This window comes from Paenibacillus sacheonensis (assembly GCF_009909195.1).
In the GTDB taxonomy this organism is placed as follows: domain Bacteria; phylum Bacillota; class Bacilli; order Paenibacillales; family Paenibacillaceae; genus Paenibacillus_Z; species Paenibacillus_Z sacheonensis.
The window spans coordinates 146,074-162,892 of the sequence record NZ_JAAAMU010000010.1 but is presented as its reverse complement, the minus strand read 5'-3'; the positions used below and the strand labels follow the sequence as shown (position 1 = coordinate 162,892).

At 53.7% G+C, this 16,819-nt stretch carries 17 protein-coding genes; 5 read left to right on the top strand and 12 right to left on the bottom strand.

Features of this window, described 5'->3' with window-relative positions; genetic code table 11:
- Window positions 1-112: 112 nt before the first annotated feature.
- Both GT003_RS19430 and GT003_RS19425 read right to left on the bottom strand, forming a co-directional pair.
- On the bottom strand, window positions 113-559 hold the full coding sequence (locus GT003_RS19430) for a CBS domain-containing protein (protein WP_161700874.1): 447 nt from the start codon (window positions 557-559) through the stop codon (window positions 113-115).
- A 101-nt stretch (window positions 560-660) separates the two neighbouring features.
- Window positions 661-1,866 carry a M20 family metallopeptidase gene (locus GT003_RS19425; protein ID WP_338045847.1) on the bottom strand — a complete coding sequence of 402 codons (1,206 nt, stop codon included), beginning with the start codon at window positions 1,864-1,866 and terminating at the stop codon, window positions 661-663.
- Between the two features lie 221 nt (window positions 1,867-2,087).
- Between GT003_RS19425 and GT003_RS19420 the strand changes: the two genes are divergently transcribed.
- Window positions 2,088-2,432: a YugN family protein gene (locus GT003_RS19420; RefSeq protein ID WP_161700872.1), complete on the top strand. Its 345-nt coding sequence runs from the start codon at window positions 2,088-2,090 to the stop codon at window positions 2,430-2,432.
- An 18-nt stretch (window positions 2,433-2,450) separates the two neighbouring features.
- The gene (ftsW, locus tag GT003_RS19415) at window positions 2,451-3,632 is read left to right on the top strand and encodes a putative lipid II flippase FtsW (RefSeq protein WP_161700870.1); all 1,182 of its coding nucleotides are present in this window, start codon (window positions 2,451-2,453) and stop codon (window positions 3,630-3,632) included.
- A 73-nt stretch (window positions 3,633-3,705) separates the two neighbouring features.
- Here the strand turns inward: ftsW and GT003_RS19410 are convergent, their stop codons facing one another.
- Both GT003_RS19410 and GT003_RS19405 read right to left on the bottom strand, forming a co-directional pair.
- A complete protein-coding gene (locus tag GT003_RS19410) occupies window positions 3,706-4,089 on the bottom strand; it encodes an Asp23/Gls24 family envelope stress response protein (protein WP_161700868.1) in 384 nt (127 codons plus the stop codon).
- A gap of 73 nt (window positions 4,090-4,162) precedes the next feature.
- The gene (locus tag GT003_RS19405; protein WP_161700865.1) at window positions 4,163-5,776 is read right to left on the bottom strand and encodes a stalk domain-containing protein; all 1,614 of its coding nucleotides are present in this window, start codon (window positions 5,774-5,776) and stop codon (window positions 4,163-4,165) included.
- Window positions 5,777-5,956: 180 nt separating this feature from the next.
- Here GT003_RS19405 and cax point away from each other — a divergent pair, with 180 nt between their 5' ends.
- The gene (gene cax, locus GT003_RS19400) at window positions 5,957-7,018 is read left to right on the top strand and encodes a calcium/proton exchanger (protein ID WP_161700863.1); all 1,062 of its coding nucleotides are present in this window, start codon (window positions 5,957-5,959) and stop codon (window positions 7,016-7,018) included.
- 128 nt (window positions 7,019-7,146) lie between these two features.
- Here the strand turns inward: cax and GT003_RS19395 are convergent, their stop codons facing one another.
- The 5 genes from GT003_RS19395 to GT003_RS19375 all read right to left on the bottom strand — a co-directional run bounded on the left by GT003_RS19395 (window position 7,147) and on the right by GT003_RS19375 (window position 11,765).
- Window positions 7,147-7,428, bottom strand: coding sequence for an Fpa/YlaN family protein (locus tag GT003_RS19395; protein ID WP_161700861.1), 282 nt, complete (start codon window positions 7,426-7,428; stop codon window positions 7,147-7,149).
- A 141-nt stretch (window positions 7,429-7,569) separates the two neighbouring features.
- Complete coding sequence (locus tag GT003_RS19390; protein WP_161700859.1) at window positions 7,570-7,809, bottom strand: HPr family phosphocarrier protein; 240 nt, start codon at window positions 7,807-7,809, stop codon at window positions 7,570-7,572.
- A 79-nt stretch (window positions 7,810-7,888) separates the two neighbouring features.
- Window positions 7,889-9,004, bottom strand: coding sequence for an aminopeptidase (locus tag GT003_RS19385; RefSeq protein ID WP_161700857.1), 1,116 nt, complete (start codon window positions 9,002-9,004; stop codon window positions 7,889-7,891).
- A 78-nt stretch (window positions 9,005-9,082) separates the two neighbouring features.
- Window positions 9,083-9,823 carry a hypothetical protein gene (locus GT003_RS19380; protein ID WP_161700855.1) on the bottom strand — a complete coding sequence of 247 codons (741 nt, stop codon included), beginning with the start codon at window positions 9,821-9,823 and terminating at the stop codon, window positions 9,083-9,085.
- A 163-nt stretch (window positions 9,824-9,986) separates the two neighbouring features.
- A complete protein-coding gene (locus GT003_RS19375) occupies window positions 9,987-11,765 on the bottom strand; it encodes a sensor domain-containing diguanylate cyclase (protein ID WP_239565621.1) in 1,779 nt (592 codons plus the stop codon).
- A 477-nt stretch (window positions 11,766-12,242) separates the two neighbouring features.
- Between GT003_RS19375 and rpsD the strand changes: the two genes are divergently transcribed.
- Window positions 12,243-12,842: a 30S ribosomal protein S4 gene (rpsD, locus tag GT003_RS19370; protein WP_161700998.1), complete on the top strand. Its 600-nt coding sequence runs from the start codon at window positions 12,243-12,245 to the stop codon at window positions 12,840-12,842.
- 62 nt (window positions 12,843-12,904) lie between these two features.
- Here the strand turns inward: rpsD and GT003_RS19365 are convergent, their stop codons facing one another.
- Window positions 12,905-14,008, bottom strand: a complete 1,104-nt coding sequence (locus tag GT003_RS19365) for a glycoside hydrolase family 172 protein (RefSeq protein ID WP_161700851.1) — start codon at window positions 14,006-14,008, stop codon at window positions 12,905-12,907.
- Between the two features lie 123 nt (window positions 14,009-14,131).
- On the opposite strand from GT003_RS19365, the gene GT003_RS19360 reads away from it, so the two are divergent.
- Window positions 14,132-15,007, top strand: coding sequence for an AraC family transcriptional regulator (locus tag GT003_RS19360; protein ID WP_161700849.1), 876 nt, complete (start codon window positions 14,132-14,134; stop codon window positions 15,005-15,007).
- Here GT003_RS19360 and GT003_RS19355 read toward each other — a convergent pair.
- Window positions 14,983-15,819, bottom strand: a complete 837-nt coding sequence (locus tag GT003_RS19355) for a phytanoyl-CoA dioxygenase family protein (RefSeq protein WP_161700847.1) — start codon at window positions 15,817-15,819, stop codon at window positions 14,983-14,985. The genes GT003_RS19360 and GT003_RS19355 overlap by 25 nt on opposite strands.
- An 82-nt stretch (window positions 15,820-15,901) precedes the next feature.
- Entirely contained in the window at window positions 15,902-16,726 is an 825-nt protein-coding gene (locus tag GT003_RS19350; RefSeq protein ID WP_161700844.1) for a helix-turn-helix domain-containing protein, read from the bottom strand.
- Between the last annotated feature and the right edge of the window lie 93 nt (window positions 16,727-16,819).

The window sequence follows — 16,819 nt, the reverse complement described above, 5'->3', positions numbered from 1 at the left end:
ACCGCTTTTTTTTATGCACCTCAGCTGCTTATTCGTCGACTTACGAAGACCTGAAAAAAACAAAAAAGCGCAACCCCGTGTAGGATTGCGCTGCTTTCGACGTTTGATTTACTTAATGAAATGCCGCATGGGACTCGCCCGATCCCTGTTGTGAAATGCTGCTGAGCGCATCGCCCGCCTCATTGACGAAGATTTCGCGAACCGCCAGATCGCCGATGGACACGATTCCGGCAAGCTCGCCGTTCTTTACGACCGGCAATCGTCTGATTTGGTTATCCGCCATCAGTTTGGCAGCCTCGTCGACGGTAGTGTCGGCATCGATCGTCTTCATATCCGTCGTGATGACTTCCGCGACGGCCGTCGAGCCCGAATGCTTCGCCGCATAGCCCCGAACGACCAAATCCCGGTCCGTCACGACGCCGATCAGCTTCTTCCCGTCCACGATCGGCACGAAGCCGATATCGTGATCCCTCATTAGAACGGCAAGTTCGTATACATTATCCAGTAACGTTGCCGTTACGCAGTCCGTCGACATCAATTCGCTAACTTTGCGAGCCATTTTGGCGTTCCTCCTCGAGATGCTTCGTTATCATCCCTTAGAATCGCCATTTGCGGCAGCTTCCATGCATGCGGCTGCACAGGAACGGCTAATCGTCCATGCTAACTTTCGATCCGTCCGGACAATGTCTCGGCGGCGAAATCCTCCGCCATCGCCATCATCAGCTTGGCCGATTTCAGCATAGCCCGTTCATCGATATCGAAGCGCGGGTGATGATGCGGGAACGTTGCGCCGCACTCCGGATTTCCCGCTCCGACGAACATGAAGCAGCCCGGTACTTCCCGCAAATAATACGTGAAATCCTCGCCAGCCATAATCAGCGTGGACTCCTTCACCGCTTCCGCTCCGAACGCGTCGGCGGCTACCTTGAAGAAACGTTCCGCTTCCTTCGCGTCGTTTACGACCGTCGGATAACCGTAACGATACTCCAGATAGGCGCTTGCGCCGTACATCGAGGCGGTATGGCTGACCACCGATTCCAATCGTTGCCGCACGAGCGCACGGACGTCATCGTTGAAGGTCCGTACGGTCCCGGTCAACCGGCATCGCTCCGCAATGACATTGGCCGTCGAGCCCGCATGGAACGAGCCGATCGTGACGACCACCGGATCAAGCGGGTTCATGCTGCGGCTGACGATCGACTGCAAGGCCTGTACCATGGCCGAGCCGACGAAGACCGCGTCGATCGTCTCGTGCGGCAAAGCGCCGTGTCCGCCTTTGCCGACGATATCGATATAGATCTCGTCAGGCGCCGCCATGAACGGCCCCGGCCGCGTAGCGACGATGCCGTAAGGAATCGGCGTCCAGAGATGCACGCCGTAAACGGCATCGATACCGGCAAGCGCGCCGTCCTTGATCATGCCGATCGCGCCGCCGGGCGACACTTCCTCGGCCGGCTGGAAGAGAAGCCGCCGCTCGCCTGCGAATTCGTCTCGATTGGATTGGTAACAGGCAGCGATCGCAAGCATGGTCGCCGTATGCGCATCGTGACCGCAAGCGTGCATGACGCCGGGCACCGTCGATATATAATCCGTGTCTTTCTCGTCCTGGATCGGCAGCGCATCGATATCGGTCCGCAGCGCGATCGCAGGACCCGGCTTAGTACCGTGCACGGTCGCGACGAGACCATAACCTCCGACGCCTTCCCTTACTTCGCAGCCGATTTCGCGCAGCCGGTCCGCGATCCAGCGGGACGTTTCTTTCTCTTGAAATGACAATTCCGGGTGCTGGTGCAAATAGCGGCGCCAGGCCACCATATTCGGATAAGCAGTTTGCAGCCGTGCGTCCAATTTCGAATTCAAGTTCACGCTTACAAACCCCCTAGCGTTTCGAGTATCAGGATCTCTTTATTTATTGTAGCAGAAGCGAAATGGCGTACGAAAGTTTTTTGCCAATAAAAGAGAACATTTTTCGTAAAGCTGTCACTTTTAGCGTTGCAAGGCGCTTCGCCGGAGGCTTGCACTGCCCCCTGAAAACGACTATCATATGAAGAAGAAAACCTGCTCTACAGCTTGAAGGAGGATCATCCATGATTATTGAGAATACGGGCTTGAACGGCATGAGTAGCGAACTCTCGCATCTAGACGAGTCCGCGGAGAAGCTCGGCTTCGTTCGCTGGCAATGGGAATATTACCGCGCAACGTACGATTTAAAGCTGGAAGACCGCACTAACCGCGAAGATTACTACTTGCGCTTCAACGTCCGCGCGATTGAAGGCAAGTTGGAGTCGGCTCACGCCGTGCTGCAAGTGGAATCCGTCTATATCGGACGAGCTACTTTCCCGCATGGCTTGGATTATGAGACCGCGATTCCGCAGCCGATTCTGAACGCTGCGACGCAGCGCTTGCAAGAACTTAAGAAGCTGCTTGCCTAATCCACGATGGGTCCACAAATGAAACCAAAGACGAACGGCCTGCGCGGCAGGCCGGATTTCTTGCTTCTCGTGCTCACGCTGCTCCTTGTCGGCTTCGGGTTGATCATGGTTTTCAGCGCCAGCTCCAATACGGCGGCCATTTCCAAGAGCAACAATTTTGACGCCCTCTATTTTACGAAACGCCAGCTGGAATTTGCGCTGCTTGGCACGATCGGCATGTTCGTGGTGATGAATATCCCCTTTACGGCGTTCAAGAAAGGTTTTATCATCTACTTCTTCCCCGTATTGATTATGCTCATCCTCGTTCCGTTTATCGGCAAAAGCCTGAACGGAGCACGAAGCTGGTTCGGCATCGGCTCGCTCGGCATTCAGCCTACTGAATTCGCAAAGCTGGGACTCGTATTATATTTAGGCTCTCTGATTGCCAAGAAAGGCGAGAAATTTCGAGACTTCAAGAAAGGCCTAGTTCCAGTCTTTATCATCATCGCCATCATTTGCGGACTTATCATGCTTCAGCCTGACCTGGGTGCCTGTATCGTTATTGCCGCCGCTTCGTTGATCATTATCGTTGCCGGGGGCGCGAATCTCAAACAGCTGTTCTTGTCCAGCATTATCATCGGCTTCATCGTGACCGCTCTTGTGAGCGCATCCATGCTGCACGATCCCGACGGCTGGTCCTATCGGATCAATCGTTTCACCGCTTTCATGGATCCCACGTCGGACATGCAGAATACGACGTATCACTTGTCCCGCTCCCTGGAAGCTCTGGGACACGGCGGCATCACGGGCGCAGGCTTCGGTCACAGCGTGCAGAAGCTGAAGTATATGCCGTATCCGTACAGCGATTTCATCTTCTCCGTCATCGGCGAAGAATTCGGCTTCATCGGCAGCTTGCTGTTCCTGCTCTTCTATTTGTTCTTCATTTGGCGGGGCATGCTCGTCGCCATTCGATGTCCGGACAATTACGGCACCATCGTCGGCGTAGGCATCGTCGGACTGATCGCCGTGCAAGCCATAGTCAACATCGGCGGAGTTACGGGCGCAATGCCGCTGACGGGGGTCACGCTGCCGTTCATCAGCCACGGCGGATCCTCGCTCATCGTCTGCTTGCTCGGGATGGGCATCCTGCTCAGCATCTCGCGCGAGTATAACCGGCCGGAGAAGACGCTGCCTGCAAATCGATCACGCACGAAATCATAGCATTCCTATCCATGCAAAAAGGCATGCCCGCGGGCATGCCTTTTTGCTGTGCAGCATTTAGGCTGCACGGCTCTTATTTGAGACGTGCCGCTTCTTCAATTGCCGTCTCTTCTTCTTTGAAAGCAACGCCTTCTACCTTGATGTTGACTTCCACGACGTGGAGGCCCGTCATATTCGCTACCGTTTCGCGGACGTTCTCTTGCAGTTGGCGACACACTTCTTGAATCGGTATGCCGTATTTCACGATGATGCGCAGGTCGATCGCAGCCTCGAGCTGACCGACTTCGACCGATACGCCTTTCTGCGCATTCTTGCCGCTGAGTCGTTTCGCAAGACCTTCGGAGATCCCCCCGGACATTGCAGCAATGCCAGGAGTTTCAAGAGCAGCTAAGCCTGCGATTGTGGCGACTACGTCGTCTGAAATACGAATAATGCCGGATTGAAGTTCTTCTGTCATGCCACTCACTCCTCGTTCACCTTATGTTTCCATTGTAATAGAAGCGTTCGGCCGAAGCAAGGCAATGATGCGCTTAGGTATCGATTCGAACGCTCTTGTCTTTCGCGCTCCACTCGACCTTGAAACCGAAGCTCTGGCTTACGAACCGAAGCGGCACCATGGTACGGCCTTGCACGATTTTTCCGGGCGCATTCAGCGTTGAGGTTTGACCGTTGACCTTTGCCGTTAGGTCGCCGATTCGATAAACCAATGCCATGTTCCCTCGCGTTGCCGTGATGAGCTTCCCTTTGGCATCGTAGGTTACCTTTGCCCCGAGGGCATCGAACAATTCGCGCATAGGAAGATAGACGTTTCCTCGAACGACCATCGGGTCGGACTCCAGGTGAAGGAGTTTGCCGTTGATCCGGACGGTAACTTCCGTCGGAGCCGCGTCGTCTACGACTGGCAAGTTGGACGGGCGGCTCCTGTCCTTCAAGGCCAAGATATGACTGATGTCGTCGCCGTTGTCCGCACCGTCCATATAGGCAGTGTAGATCGTCCCGTCTTCGCCAAGCGCGACGGAAGCATTCGCATGCGACCAGTTCCGTTCGGTTACCGGCTTATACAGGATGCGAAGCGATCCGTCGTCGTTCATCATGGCCAGCCACCCGTTCTCTTGCCAAATCAGCAAGCGCCCGTAAGCATCGCTTACCGCATGACCGAAAGGAGACGGAATTCCATACGAAGAGATCTGTTCCCCGTTCGCGTCGAACCCAAGGATCTTATTATCCGTCGGATAATAAATTTTGTTTCCGGCTGCCGCCGGCTCCCCGAAATTCCATGACATCCGGCTCGTCGGCGCATGCAAGATCTTTCCTTTGGCATCGAGAATATATAAGGCATCTCTTCCTACGGCATATCCTCCCGGGAAAGCAACCGGCGCGGCGGACTGCGGCTCGATGCCGTCAAGATTCGTCTGCCATAAAGCGAATCCTTCTTTGTCGTAAGCATACAGGGTCGATGAGTATACCCTCGCATGCACCGTCCCGCTTTGGTCGGAATAGCGTTCCGCAAGCGGATCGGATACATCGCCCTCGTCCGTCTGAACCGAGCTTGCGACTACCATCGTACCGTCAGGAGAGAAAGCGACCGGCGAAAGTTTACCCGCACTGCGGACCTGCTCTTTCCATATCAATGCTCCTTTGCGGTCGACCGCATATACGGCATGCGTCACATCGGAGGTCATATAGATTCGGTCCTCATGAACCGTCGGGACGCCTCTTAGCGTGTCGCCCGCAGGGAGGAACGACCAAGCGAGCTCGCCCGTTTTGGCATCCAGAGCCTTGAGTTCGCCGTCGGCAACGTAGACATAATCGCCGTTTACGTCGATTGCGGCGGATTCTTCCGAAGCATCTGCGAGCTTATACTGCCAAACGATCTCCCCGTTCCTATTCAACGCGTAAAGCACGCCGTTTCGCCAGCCGCTGCCCGAGAGTTCCCGGCTTATCACGTATATGAAGCCATGCGATACGATCGGGGTTAAAGCTCGTCCTTTTACGGTCGTTTTCCAAACCTGCTGAATATCCGAATCGGAAGCGGAACTCACTGCGTACGCTTTCTCTTGGCCCCCATCGACCACGACCGACAAGAGCAAAACCATGAGACAAAGCAGCAGCGCAAATCCGGTACGTCTTCTATCTGTCGTCATTTGCCGAAAAACCACCTTAGTTGGATAATGTCATATTATCCCAACATAAACGGCTCTCTGAAGTCTTGTCAACCCCGTTTAGCGTTCACCCTATTGCCAAGTTTACACAACTGTCTTTTTCCGCTATAGTGTTAACAGAATTTCCAATATCTAAAATCGCAAATCGAGGTGCCTGGGACATTGAATCAGAAATTGTTTTTCACATTGCTCATTGGACTGTTTGTTCTAAGCGGTATTAGCCACTATGCCCATTTCGGAACGATCTTGGAGTTCATCATCTCGGCCCTGGCCATTCTAATGGTAGCAGGATTCCTGGGAAAAGCCACCGAGAGCGTCGCCCACTATGCGGGACAACGCCTCGGCGGATTCTTGAATGCCACGTTCGGCAACGCGGCCGAGCTGATCATCGCGATCTTCCTGGTTCGCGAAGGCTTGTTCGACATGGTAAAGGCGAGCATTACCGGCTCCATCATCGGAAACCTGCTTCTCGTACTCGGCGCCAGCGTATTCCTCGGCGGCTTGAAGTTCAAGGAACAGCGCTTCAACGTACAATTGGCCAGCCATAACTCTTCCTTGATGATATTGGCCGTCATCGCGCTCGGCATTCCAGCCATCTTCATCTCGACGCAGCATTTCTCGGCGGACAAGGCGAAGCTGCTTAGCTTGACCATCGCCGGCATCTTGATCGTCGCGTACATACTGTGGCTCGTATTCTCCATGATTACGCATAAAGACATTCTCGCGGACGTTGAGGAGACAACGCCCGACCACGGAGAAGAAGCGGCCTGGTCGAAGAGCACGTCGGTCTTGTTCCTCGTTCTGGCTACCGTCATGACAGCCTTCGTCAGCGAATGGCTTGTCAGCACGCTGCATACGTTCACGGCTAAATTCGGCTTCTCGGAAGTCTTTATCGGCGCCTTTTTGATCGCCATCGTCGGTAATGCCGCCGAGCACAGCGCAGCGGTTATGCTTGCCATGAAGAACAAAATCGGCGCAGCCGTGGAAATCGCGGTCGGCAGCAGCTTGCAAATCGCGCTGTTCGTCGCGCCCGTGCTTATTCTCGTCAGTACCTTGTTCGGGCCTACGATGGATATCGTCTTCACCCCGATCGAGCTTGCCGCCATTGCCGTCTCCGTCTTCATTGCCAAATCGATATCGAAGGACGGTACGACAAACTGGTACGAAGGTGCGCTGCTCATCTTCGTCTATATCATCTTAGGCATTTCGTTCTACTTGGTTTAAAGCTTAGGTCTTCAAACCGTACAATAAAGAAGACGCTCCCATGGGTCCATGGGAGCGTCTTCTTTATTGCCGAGCTTAACCAGAAAGCCAAAATAAGCAAAAAAAAAAGCAGCTGCACGAGACTGCGGCTACTTCTCCATCGCTTCGTAAAGCTGCGCCAAATTACGTTCCAGCTTATTGATGATATCCTTGCCGATGACCTCGGATACAAGCCCCGCCCGAATCGCAAAATCGATTTCTCTGGAAAAGCCATATATTTGAGTATCCAGCACCTCTTCATAGAGCGGACATTGTCTCGTCGTCAAGTTCTCCATTTGGACTTCGATGAGTTTCTCGATTTTATTGGCATCCTCATGAAGGAGGTTGAGCGCTTTTTGATGCATGTGAATAAGAACATCGGATGAAGACATCGTACTCCTCCTTATGCGCAGTGCTGTTCGTCTTATATCCTTTATATTAGACGAAATCAACGGAATGTACAAGGTCAAAACAAATAAGCGCTCCACCGATTATTCGGTGAAGCGCTTTCCTTGTCTCTCGAAGGGAAAAAACTATTCCACGACTTGAACGTTCAGGTTGTGCTTAGCAAATACTTCGGACATCGCCGCTTTGGCCTCGTCCGCATCGGGACCATGGACATGAAGCTCATAGGAGTGTCCGCCGACCAATGTGGTGAATAGACCGAGGATGCTTTTGACGTCGATATATTTATTCTCGGCTTGAAGAACGATTGACGACCGGAATTTATTAGCCGTTTGAGAAATATCTACGATTGCCGCGTTATTGGACATGGGAATCCCTCCATTATTTAGTGTGTAATCGCTAACTTTACTCATCATAACTCGATTCTGACATTCCTACAAGGGGCTTTTACTTTAAATTTTCCGGATTCAAGCCTTCCAATTCAGGGAGCACGAACAAGCCGTCTTTGCGGATCAGCACATCGTCGAAATAAACTTCGCCGCCGCCGTATTCCGGGCGTTGAATGAGCACCAAGTCCCAATGAACCGCGGAACGGTTGCCATTGTCCGTCTCTTCGTATGCCTGGCCCGGCGTGAAATGCAGGCTTCCCGCAATCTTCTCGTCGAACAAAATATCCTTCATCGGGTGCAGGATGTACGGGTTGAAGCCAAGGCTGAATTCGCCGATATAACGCGCTCCCTCGTCCATGTCGAGAATTTCGTTCAGCTTCTCGGTGTTGTTGCTGGACGCTTCGACAATCTTTCCATCCTTAAACGTAAACCTGATGTTCTCAAACGTCACGCCGGAATACACCGAAGGCGAATTGTAAGCAATCGTGCCTTGAACGGATTCGCGAGCCGGACAACTGAAGACTTCGCCGTCCGGAATGTTGCGTTCGCCGGCGCATTTGCTCGCCCCGATGCCTTTGATGGAGAACGTCAAATCCGTGCCCGGCGCGACGATACGCACGCGGTTGGTTTTCTTCATCAACGCTTCCAGCGGATCCATCGCCCTATCCATCTTGGCATAATCCAGGTTGCATACGTCGAAATAGAAATCTTCGAACGCCTCGGTGCTCATATTGGCCAGCTGCGCCATGGAGCTGTTCGGATAACGCAGGACGACCCACTTGGTATGCTTGACTCTCTGCTCCGAATGGATCGGATGACGGTAATGCTTGTCGTACAGGCTCATTTTATCGCTTGGCACGTCGGCCAGCGAATTGATGTTGTCGCCCGAACGAATCGCTATGTAGCCTTGCATGGATTCCATTCGTTTCAAATCGAAGGAAGCCCACAGCTTGATTTGCTCTTCCGTCGCATTCATGAGCATGGTACGAAGAACCGAGCGGTCACTCGTTTCCACGAAAGGACGGCCGCCGCGTTTGGCCACTTCTTCGACCAGGCATTTCGCCAGTTCGCGCTCCGAACCGATCATATCGATCAGCACGTTTTCTCCAGGCTGGACGTTGATCGAATAGCCGACCAGGTTTTCCGCAAGCTTCTGCATTCTTGGATCACGCATCGCATATCCACCTCCACATCTTAACTTACCTTCGTATGGTATCATGTTCGGCTGCCGGATGCACGGCGCGGAAGAAAGTTACCACTTACTTCCATCCAATCGCTTGAAGCGAAGACGCATGCTCCTCGACTCCGTCATCGGCTTCCCATCCGCCTTGTAGCGGAACGTGGTTTGTTGATCGACCGAGAGCGGAAGCAGCTTATTCTTGTCGATAACGAGCTTGCTTGTCGATTGCACCCGCAGCCCGGCGAGCATCGATTCCAGCTGTTTCTTTGAACGTGCCAGTTCCGCTTGCCATTCTTCCTGAAGCGCCGTCTGCGCGGCCAAGCTCCGCATTTGCGCGCTGTGCAAGTTGACGACGGTCTTGGCCGGCACCTTCTTCTCCAACATGCCGAGTTCGCCTCGCAGCCGCTCCGCCCAGCTTGCCGCCGTCCGTTCGGAATCCGCCGTAATGCGCAGCACCGTTTGCTCCCCGTTCGATTCCTCGGGCACCAACTCGGTCTTGACGGCCGTTTTCTCGATCTCGCCCAACAGATCGAGAGGCGCAAACGGTGTCGTGGCCGCATTCGGGGCAATCCCTTGAATGGCGATTTGATTGTGGTTTTCGACCTTGCCTTGAAAAACGACCGGCGTGCCGGATGTCTGACTGCCGGTTCCGATCCGGGTATCTCCGCTGAACGCATAGCGGTCCACCCCGGACAGACCTGAAACGGCGAGCGACAGCAGCTCATTCGACGAACGGCCTTCGCCATGGCTGCAACCCGCGGTAACCAAGAGCAATAGCAAGCCGCTAAGAATGATCGTTACTCTCGCTTTCATTCTGATTCACCATCCTCTGATGCCTATCGTGCTGCTCCGGATAGCGTCTGTCTGATCGTGAAGGTTTATGTACCTCGCATGCAAATAAAAAAACGGCGTGCATTCAAGCACAGCCGTTTTCCAAAGGAGAAGCTAAGAGGTGGATGGTACATGGTTGACTCGATCAGCCCACGCAGATGCGATTTCGGCCGTTCTTCTTCGCCTCGTACAGGGCCATATCCGCTCTGTAAAACAACGATTCGACGCTGATCTTGTCTTCTTCGAAGGACCATTCCGAGATGCCGCAGGATACCGTGACCGGCGGATTCGTCTGCGTCTCCACGGTGCCGCGAATACGCTCCGCGATCCGGAAGGCTTGTTCCGAACGGATCTGCGGCAGGTACACCGCCAGTTCCTCTCCTCCCCAGCGAGCGGCGATATCGGTATCGCGTATGCAGGAGCGGATGACGTCGCTGACGATGACCAGGATGCTGTCGCCGATCAGATGGCCGTACGTGTCGTTGACGCGCTTGAAATGATCGATGTCCACCAGCACGAGCGAGCCGCAGCGATCCTTCCGCTGACGGGACTGGATCTGCTCGTTAAGATAATGCCGCGCGTGCAGTCCGGTCAGATTGTCCGTAATGACCATGCGGCGCACCTCGGCATGAAGCGAAGCGTTAGAGATCGCAAGACCGATATGCGTCGATAAGAGCTGAAGCAGCTTGTAGTTATCGTACGAGAAGTAGTTGGGACTCTGGTGCGAGACCATGATAACTCCGACGACGCTGGTTCCCGCCATGACTGGGGTGGCGATCAACGACCTTGACCGCGTGACATCCATTAATTTGGATTCGACGACCCGCGTGCTCCAATAATCGGATATGATCAACGGCTCCCGCGTGGCGTAGACAACGCCGCTAAATCCATACGTTGTCGAATAGGTCTCGTTCGCCGCGGCGGGCACGTTGCTCGATACGATTTGAAAATGGCTGCCGTCCGCGTTAAGCTGCAACAGGTTACAATAATCCGCCTTGAATATATGCAGCAGCTCCGTCATCGCGAACTCGAACACCTCGTTCAGCCGCAGGGACTGATTCAGCCGCTTCGTGAGCTCGTTGATCAGCTGCAGCTCGCCGATCAGGAGATTCGACTGCTCGAACAACTTCGCGTTCTCGAATGCGGATCCGGCCGTATCGGCCAGCATGACCATGGAGTTAAGCTCGAACTCATCCCATTCTTCCCGCTGCAGCTTCAAGCTTAATACGCCGTATACGGCCTGCTTACCCTGCATGGGAATCGCCCATATCATCTGGCCTTCCCCGTCTGCGGCAGAGACCGGCTTGCCCGACAGGAACGCGTCTGCAGTCAAGTCATCATCCGAATGGCGCAGCTGGAGAGGCTTGACCCTCTTATCGCCATTGACGAAATCTTGCGACAAATATAAATTCACGTCGGCACGCGGATACATGTGTTCGATGTCATCCAGAAGCACGCGCAGCACGGAGCGGACATCGTTTTGATCGTGAAGGCGTTTGGCGGCCTGAAACAAATCGTCCCGGCCGCGCGCCTCTTTATCGCTGAGCTGCTGCCGCTTCATCATGAGCCGGACCGTCATTAAATCGAAGGTATGGTCGTACATCTCGGATAGCGTCTGGGCCGCCGACTGCAAGAGCGGAAGAACGGATGCATCGTTATCCGCCGTCTCCAGCACCAGCCTGGCGATGTTCGTTTGCTTGCTTTTGCTGCTGTACACCTGAGCTTCGACGGTTTCGATATCCGTCTGAGACGATGCAAGTCCCCATTCGGCCGCGAGCCCGCCTTGCGAATTCAGCAGTTTCAAGCGATGGCGCAGCAACGGGGAAGAGAACGTCAGCGCCTGCGACTGCCATCTATGCCAAGCTTCCATTAATATAGCTTGTACAGTCTCGCCTTCGTCGGCATGAAAATTCCGCTGCTGCAACCAAAGGTCGGGCTCCTGCGCGATTAGCAAATCTAGCGAACTACGGTCGGGATCCGACACATTCATGTCATTGAAACTCTTCATACGCAGCATCCCCCCGCACTCGTTCTGCCTAGTTTCGTCATTATTTCCCAAATCTTTCTTCTATTCATAACTATACTGGAAAAGTAGATTGAATGCACTATAATTGAAAGCCTGGAATAGGTCTTTAGGTTTAGTTTTTTCTATGAAAGCTAAATTCGCCTGTTCGCGCCTCGGAAAGTACGCATTCCGCTTGACATTGGGCTGTGAACTTATATAATATTTATAGTTGAATACATGGGAACGGTTTTGTGTCACCCTCAAGGAGGCTGTCGCTATCAGGCCTGCGGCTGAACATGCCTGATATTACCGCATTGGTACACAATGCAGCGGAGACGGTACTCGGCGAAACACCCATTTTCAAACATTCCATTTGAAGAAGGAGTTTTACGACACATGTCAAGATATACTGGTCCTAAGTTTAAACTATCCCGCCGCCTCGGCATTTCCCTTAGCGGAACAGGTAAAGAATTGAAACGCGCATTCCCTCCAGGTCAACACGGCCCGGGTCAACGCAAAAAAATGAGCGGCTACGGCATTCAATTGCAAGAAAAACAAAAGCTTCGTCACATGTACGGCGTGAACGAAAAACAATTCCGCAACTTGTTCGACAAAGCTTCGAAACTTAAAGGTATCGCCGGCGAAAACTTCATGGCCCTCCTCGAGAGCCGTTTGGACAACCTGGTTTACCGTCTTGGTTTCGCACACTCCCGTGCAGGCGCGCGTCAACTCGTATCCCACGGTCACGTTACGGTTAACGGCAAGAAAGTCGACATCGCTTCGTACACGGTTTCCGTTGGCGACGTGATCGGTCTTCGCGAGCGCAGCCGTTCGATGAAATCCATCAAAGAAGCTGTTGAAGGCCGCAACTACCTTCCAAACTACTTGGAATACAACGATGCTTCGTTCGAAGGCAAGTACGTTCGTCTTCCGGAACGCGCTGAACTTCCGCAAGAGATCGACGAGAAACAAATCGTCGAGTTCTACAGCCGTTAATAAGCAAGAGGTCCAAAGCAGCTGCTTTGGACCTCTCTTTTTTTTATCCTTCGTCAAGCTATTTATCTCGGCCATCTCTGAGGCGCCGGCGGCAGCGCAGGAAACGAAGCGTGCGGCTCCAGTTGGTACCAGTAGGCCACGGAAGATACATCGTCCGAGCGCTCGAACAGCTTGGCGTGATCGTGGCCGATTTGTTGAATCGTGACGCGCAGGTCCTGCTCGAAACGAATCGGATCCGGCAGATGCCAGCGGTACATCCCGTGCATCGGAACATTGTGTCCGTACCAGGCGTCGATCTCGGTCGTTTCCTTATAGAACTGGTACCCTAAGTAAGGCGTCGAATAAGATTCCGGTTCATTCGTCTTCATGTTATTGAAGCACCAGGCCCCGCCCACGTAATCCTCCGTACCGGTACCGCAAATCGTCGGCCACTCCTCGTCGCCGTCCATATAGAACTTGATTTCCCCTTCCCCCCACCAATTCCGCTCCAAAGCCGCCCAAGCGAGATATGTACCGATGTATTGGCCGGATCCTTTGACGTTGTCCAGAATGGTAAAGTCCTTGCCTCGTTCGGTGACGCTTTCGCGCCGCCACTGCGCATGGAAATACGCCGCGTTCTCCGGCAGCTCGTCCACCAGCGTGTAGTTGAACGTGTAGAAGAAGCCTTCGATATCGACCGCATGCTGATTCTCGATCGTAATCTTGGCGGATTGCCGGAACGGCATCGGGATATAGCAGTTCATCCCGCCCGTCGGCACGACGCAGATGGGAAGCGAATTGACATTCGTGCGCACGCCGAAACCGTTGCAGAAGAAGTCGCCTAGGGGAACCTCGACGGACGGCGTTTCTTCATCGTCCCAATACATGCGCAGTATGAGATCGCGCAGCACGAACTTGCCGGCATGCCCCTTGCCTGTCTGATCCGTAACGGTAATCCAGAAATGCTGGATGACGCCCGTGTCTTGAATGGATGCGAGCGTAACTTCGTTGCCTTGCGGCAGCGTGATCGCGGGCCTGCCCTTTCTTCCCGTGCCAAGATTGCTGGCTTCCTTGCCGCCCTGCCCCTTCTCGCCGTTCGGATTCTCCGCCGAAATCGACCGCGTGCGAGCTTTCGTCACGAGCGGCGCGGAAGAAAGCCCTAACCCGAGACCGTTATTTTGCAGCATGCTGATTCTCACCTCGTGTATCAGATATTGTGCTTTGACGAGCCTATTATATAATGAATAGGGAGAGAATCCGTTACCTTGTATTGTTGATTATTTATCATTTATTGCGCCGAGGTGTTGGAATTGCAAATCGAACGGCTATCGCCCTATATTCGGGTAGCGATCGACAGCATATTGGAAGCCACGTGGAGAATCGACGAACGGGTCATCTGGGATTACGAGCTGCTGTATCTCATGGAAGGCCAGCTGCTGGTGACGGTGGAGGGCGAGAGTTATACGGGGAGCGCGGGAGATTATTTCTTCTTCAAGCCTGGTCAGCGGCATACGATCGAGGTGATCGGAGGCGCTCGGGTACGCCAACCCCACGTCCATTTCGATCTGACCGCCTTGCCGGACAGCCAAGAGGTCGGCGTATCGTTCAAGACGCTGGATCAGATGAGTGCCAAGGAACGAGGCTGGCTGCGAAAGAACGAGCTGGCTGCCGAGCCGTACGACGTCCCTTCCCATTTTCGCCCGGGCAGCCCGCTCCCGCTGGAGCAGACGTTACTCGAACTTATCCGAGAATTCGAGACGAAACCGCCATTCTACGAGCTTCGCTTGAAAAGCTTGCTTCTCGAGCTCCTGTCCCTCATCATGCGTGAACGATACTGGGAAAGCAAAAGCGGCAGCGGCGGACAGCTCGAGCTGCTAGCGGAGATCCGTTCTTTCATCGAGCGCAACGCGCACCGCAGCGTGCATTTGGCCGAGCTTGCAGACCGTTTCCACATCAGCAAGTTTTATTTGATCCATCTATTCAAGGACGTGTTTCAACGGACGCCGATCCAGTACCATCAGCAGATCCGTATGGAGAAAGCCAAAGCCATGATTCACTATACGCACCTGCCGATGCAGGAGATCGCCGAACAACTCGGTTATTCGACGATCCATGCATTCAGCCGCGCGTTCAAATCGCATGAGGGCTGCAGCCCTTCCGGTTATCGCAAAACCATCTCCGGCTGATGTTCTTTCAGCCATCCCCGAAGCGGCACATCTTCATCCGTCGGCGTATAATGACCGTTGCAATTCACGCCTGCACCGAGCAATTGGCGGCGAATGGGGTCGGAGCGCTCCCATAGATGCTGCACGGTCATATCGTCTTTCGTGCGAATCCAGCGATAACCGTAGCCGTAAAACAGCACCTTCCGCGTCATGTCCGACCAGTTCGGGGTTCCCGCATGCCAGAGGCGCCGATCGAAGAAGACGGCCGTACCCGGCTTTACGCGAACGGGAATCGCGCCTTCCGGCTGGCCCTGGCGGTCTTCCGGCAGCGGCATCGTGTCCATGAAGTGGCTTCCGGGAACGATCCAGAAATTGCCGCGGTCCGCTTCGGACACATCGGACAAGAAATACGCGACTTTCAATGACAATCGCGGACGCGGATGCGTCTCGATCTCCATATTGACGCGCCCGCTGTCCTGATGCCAGCCGAACGTCGCATCGTTCTTCGCCTGCCCGGACGGCGGCGTCGCGATCATGTGGGCATGGTACAGGTAGATGTTCCACCCCAGCAAGCCCCATACCTTCGGCAGTACCTTCTCGTAGTCGACAAGGTCGAGAAATACGTCGTGATCGGGAATGAAATTTGGATAAAACAGCGCTGTCTTCGGATCATGGCCGCCTTCGATCTTGCCGTCGTAGATCCGATCGAATTGTTCCGTCAGATCCGCGACCTGCGCTGCCGACAACGCATCCTCAATAATCAAATATCCGGTTTCGTTAAACGTCCTTCGCTCTTCTTCCGTCAATGCGTACTTCAAACTGGATGGATTCATCGCTTGTTCGCCTCCGTATGCTTCATGCGCTATCTGTCTCTATCATAAGAGTAAACGGACGCACATTCGATTAACGATACGGTTATCTTTTGTACGATTCAACGATTCCCCCGATAGCGCTGTCATCTTCGTCCAATCGGAGCGTCCCCTTCAGGAACGACGTCGGCGAACAGCCGGTAAGCTTCTTGAATACCCGGTTGAAATACGCTTGATCGCAAAAACCGGTTTCTTCCGCGATTTGGCTGATCGGCATCATTTTATCGAACATCAGCTCTTTCGCTTTGGTGATTCGGACATGATGCAAATATTCGATCGGCGTCAAGCCCGTAACGGACTTGAAGGCATGCGTGATATGGTTCGGCGTCCGCTCGGTGAATGCCGACAAATCATGGAGCGTCACCGGCTCCCGGTAATGATCCAGCATGTATTGCTTGATGGCTTCGGCCATATCGATTTTCTTGGCAGGAAGCTTCCACTTATCCCGTTCATAGTTGATGATTCCGAGCAGCTCCAACAAGATGGAATAGCAGATCGTTTCCGAGTACGGTCCCCTCATCAGCCAATGATGCTTCAGAAGCAGAAATCGCTGCTTGAAATATTCGAACCCGCCGATCGCCGTCTTGCAGTACGTGTTGCCGCCGAGAAGGGGCAGCAGCGCGCGGTCGTGGTCCTCGATGGTGAAATGCGTGGCGTACCGCTGATGGTCTTCCGAGGCTAGGCCGCCGCGGATCGAGCCGGATGGAATAAAGATCGCCTCGCCTCTCGACAGGTAAACCGTTTCGCCATTGACCCAATAGACGATTCTCCCTTTCGTCGCGACGAGCAGGATATGATACTGCGTCACGTCCTTCGCCATTTCCCATTTGCCGTAAAAATCTTTCACATAACAGGTATGCAGCTTGATCAATGGCCTGCTCCCTCCTGCATCCGTTTGTCTTGGTGCTAGTATTCGGTATTCACCTCCGCGTTCCCTGTAACGACAGAAAAATGAAAAAACGGC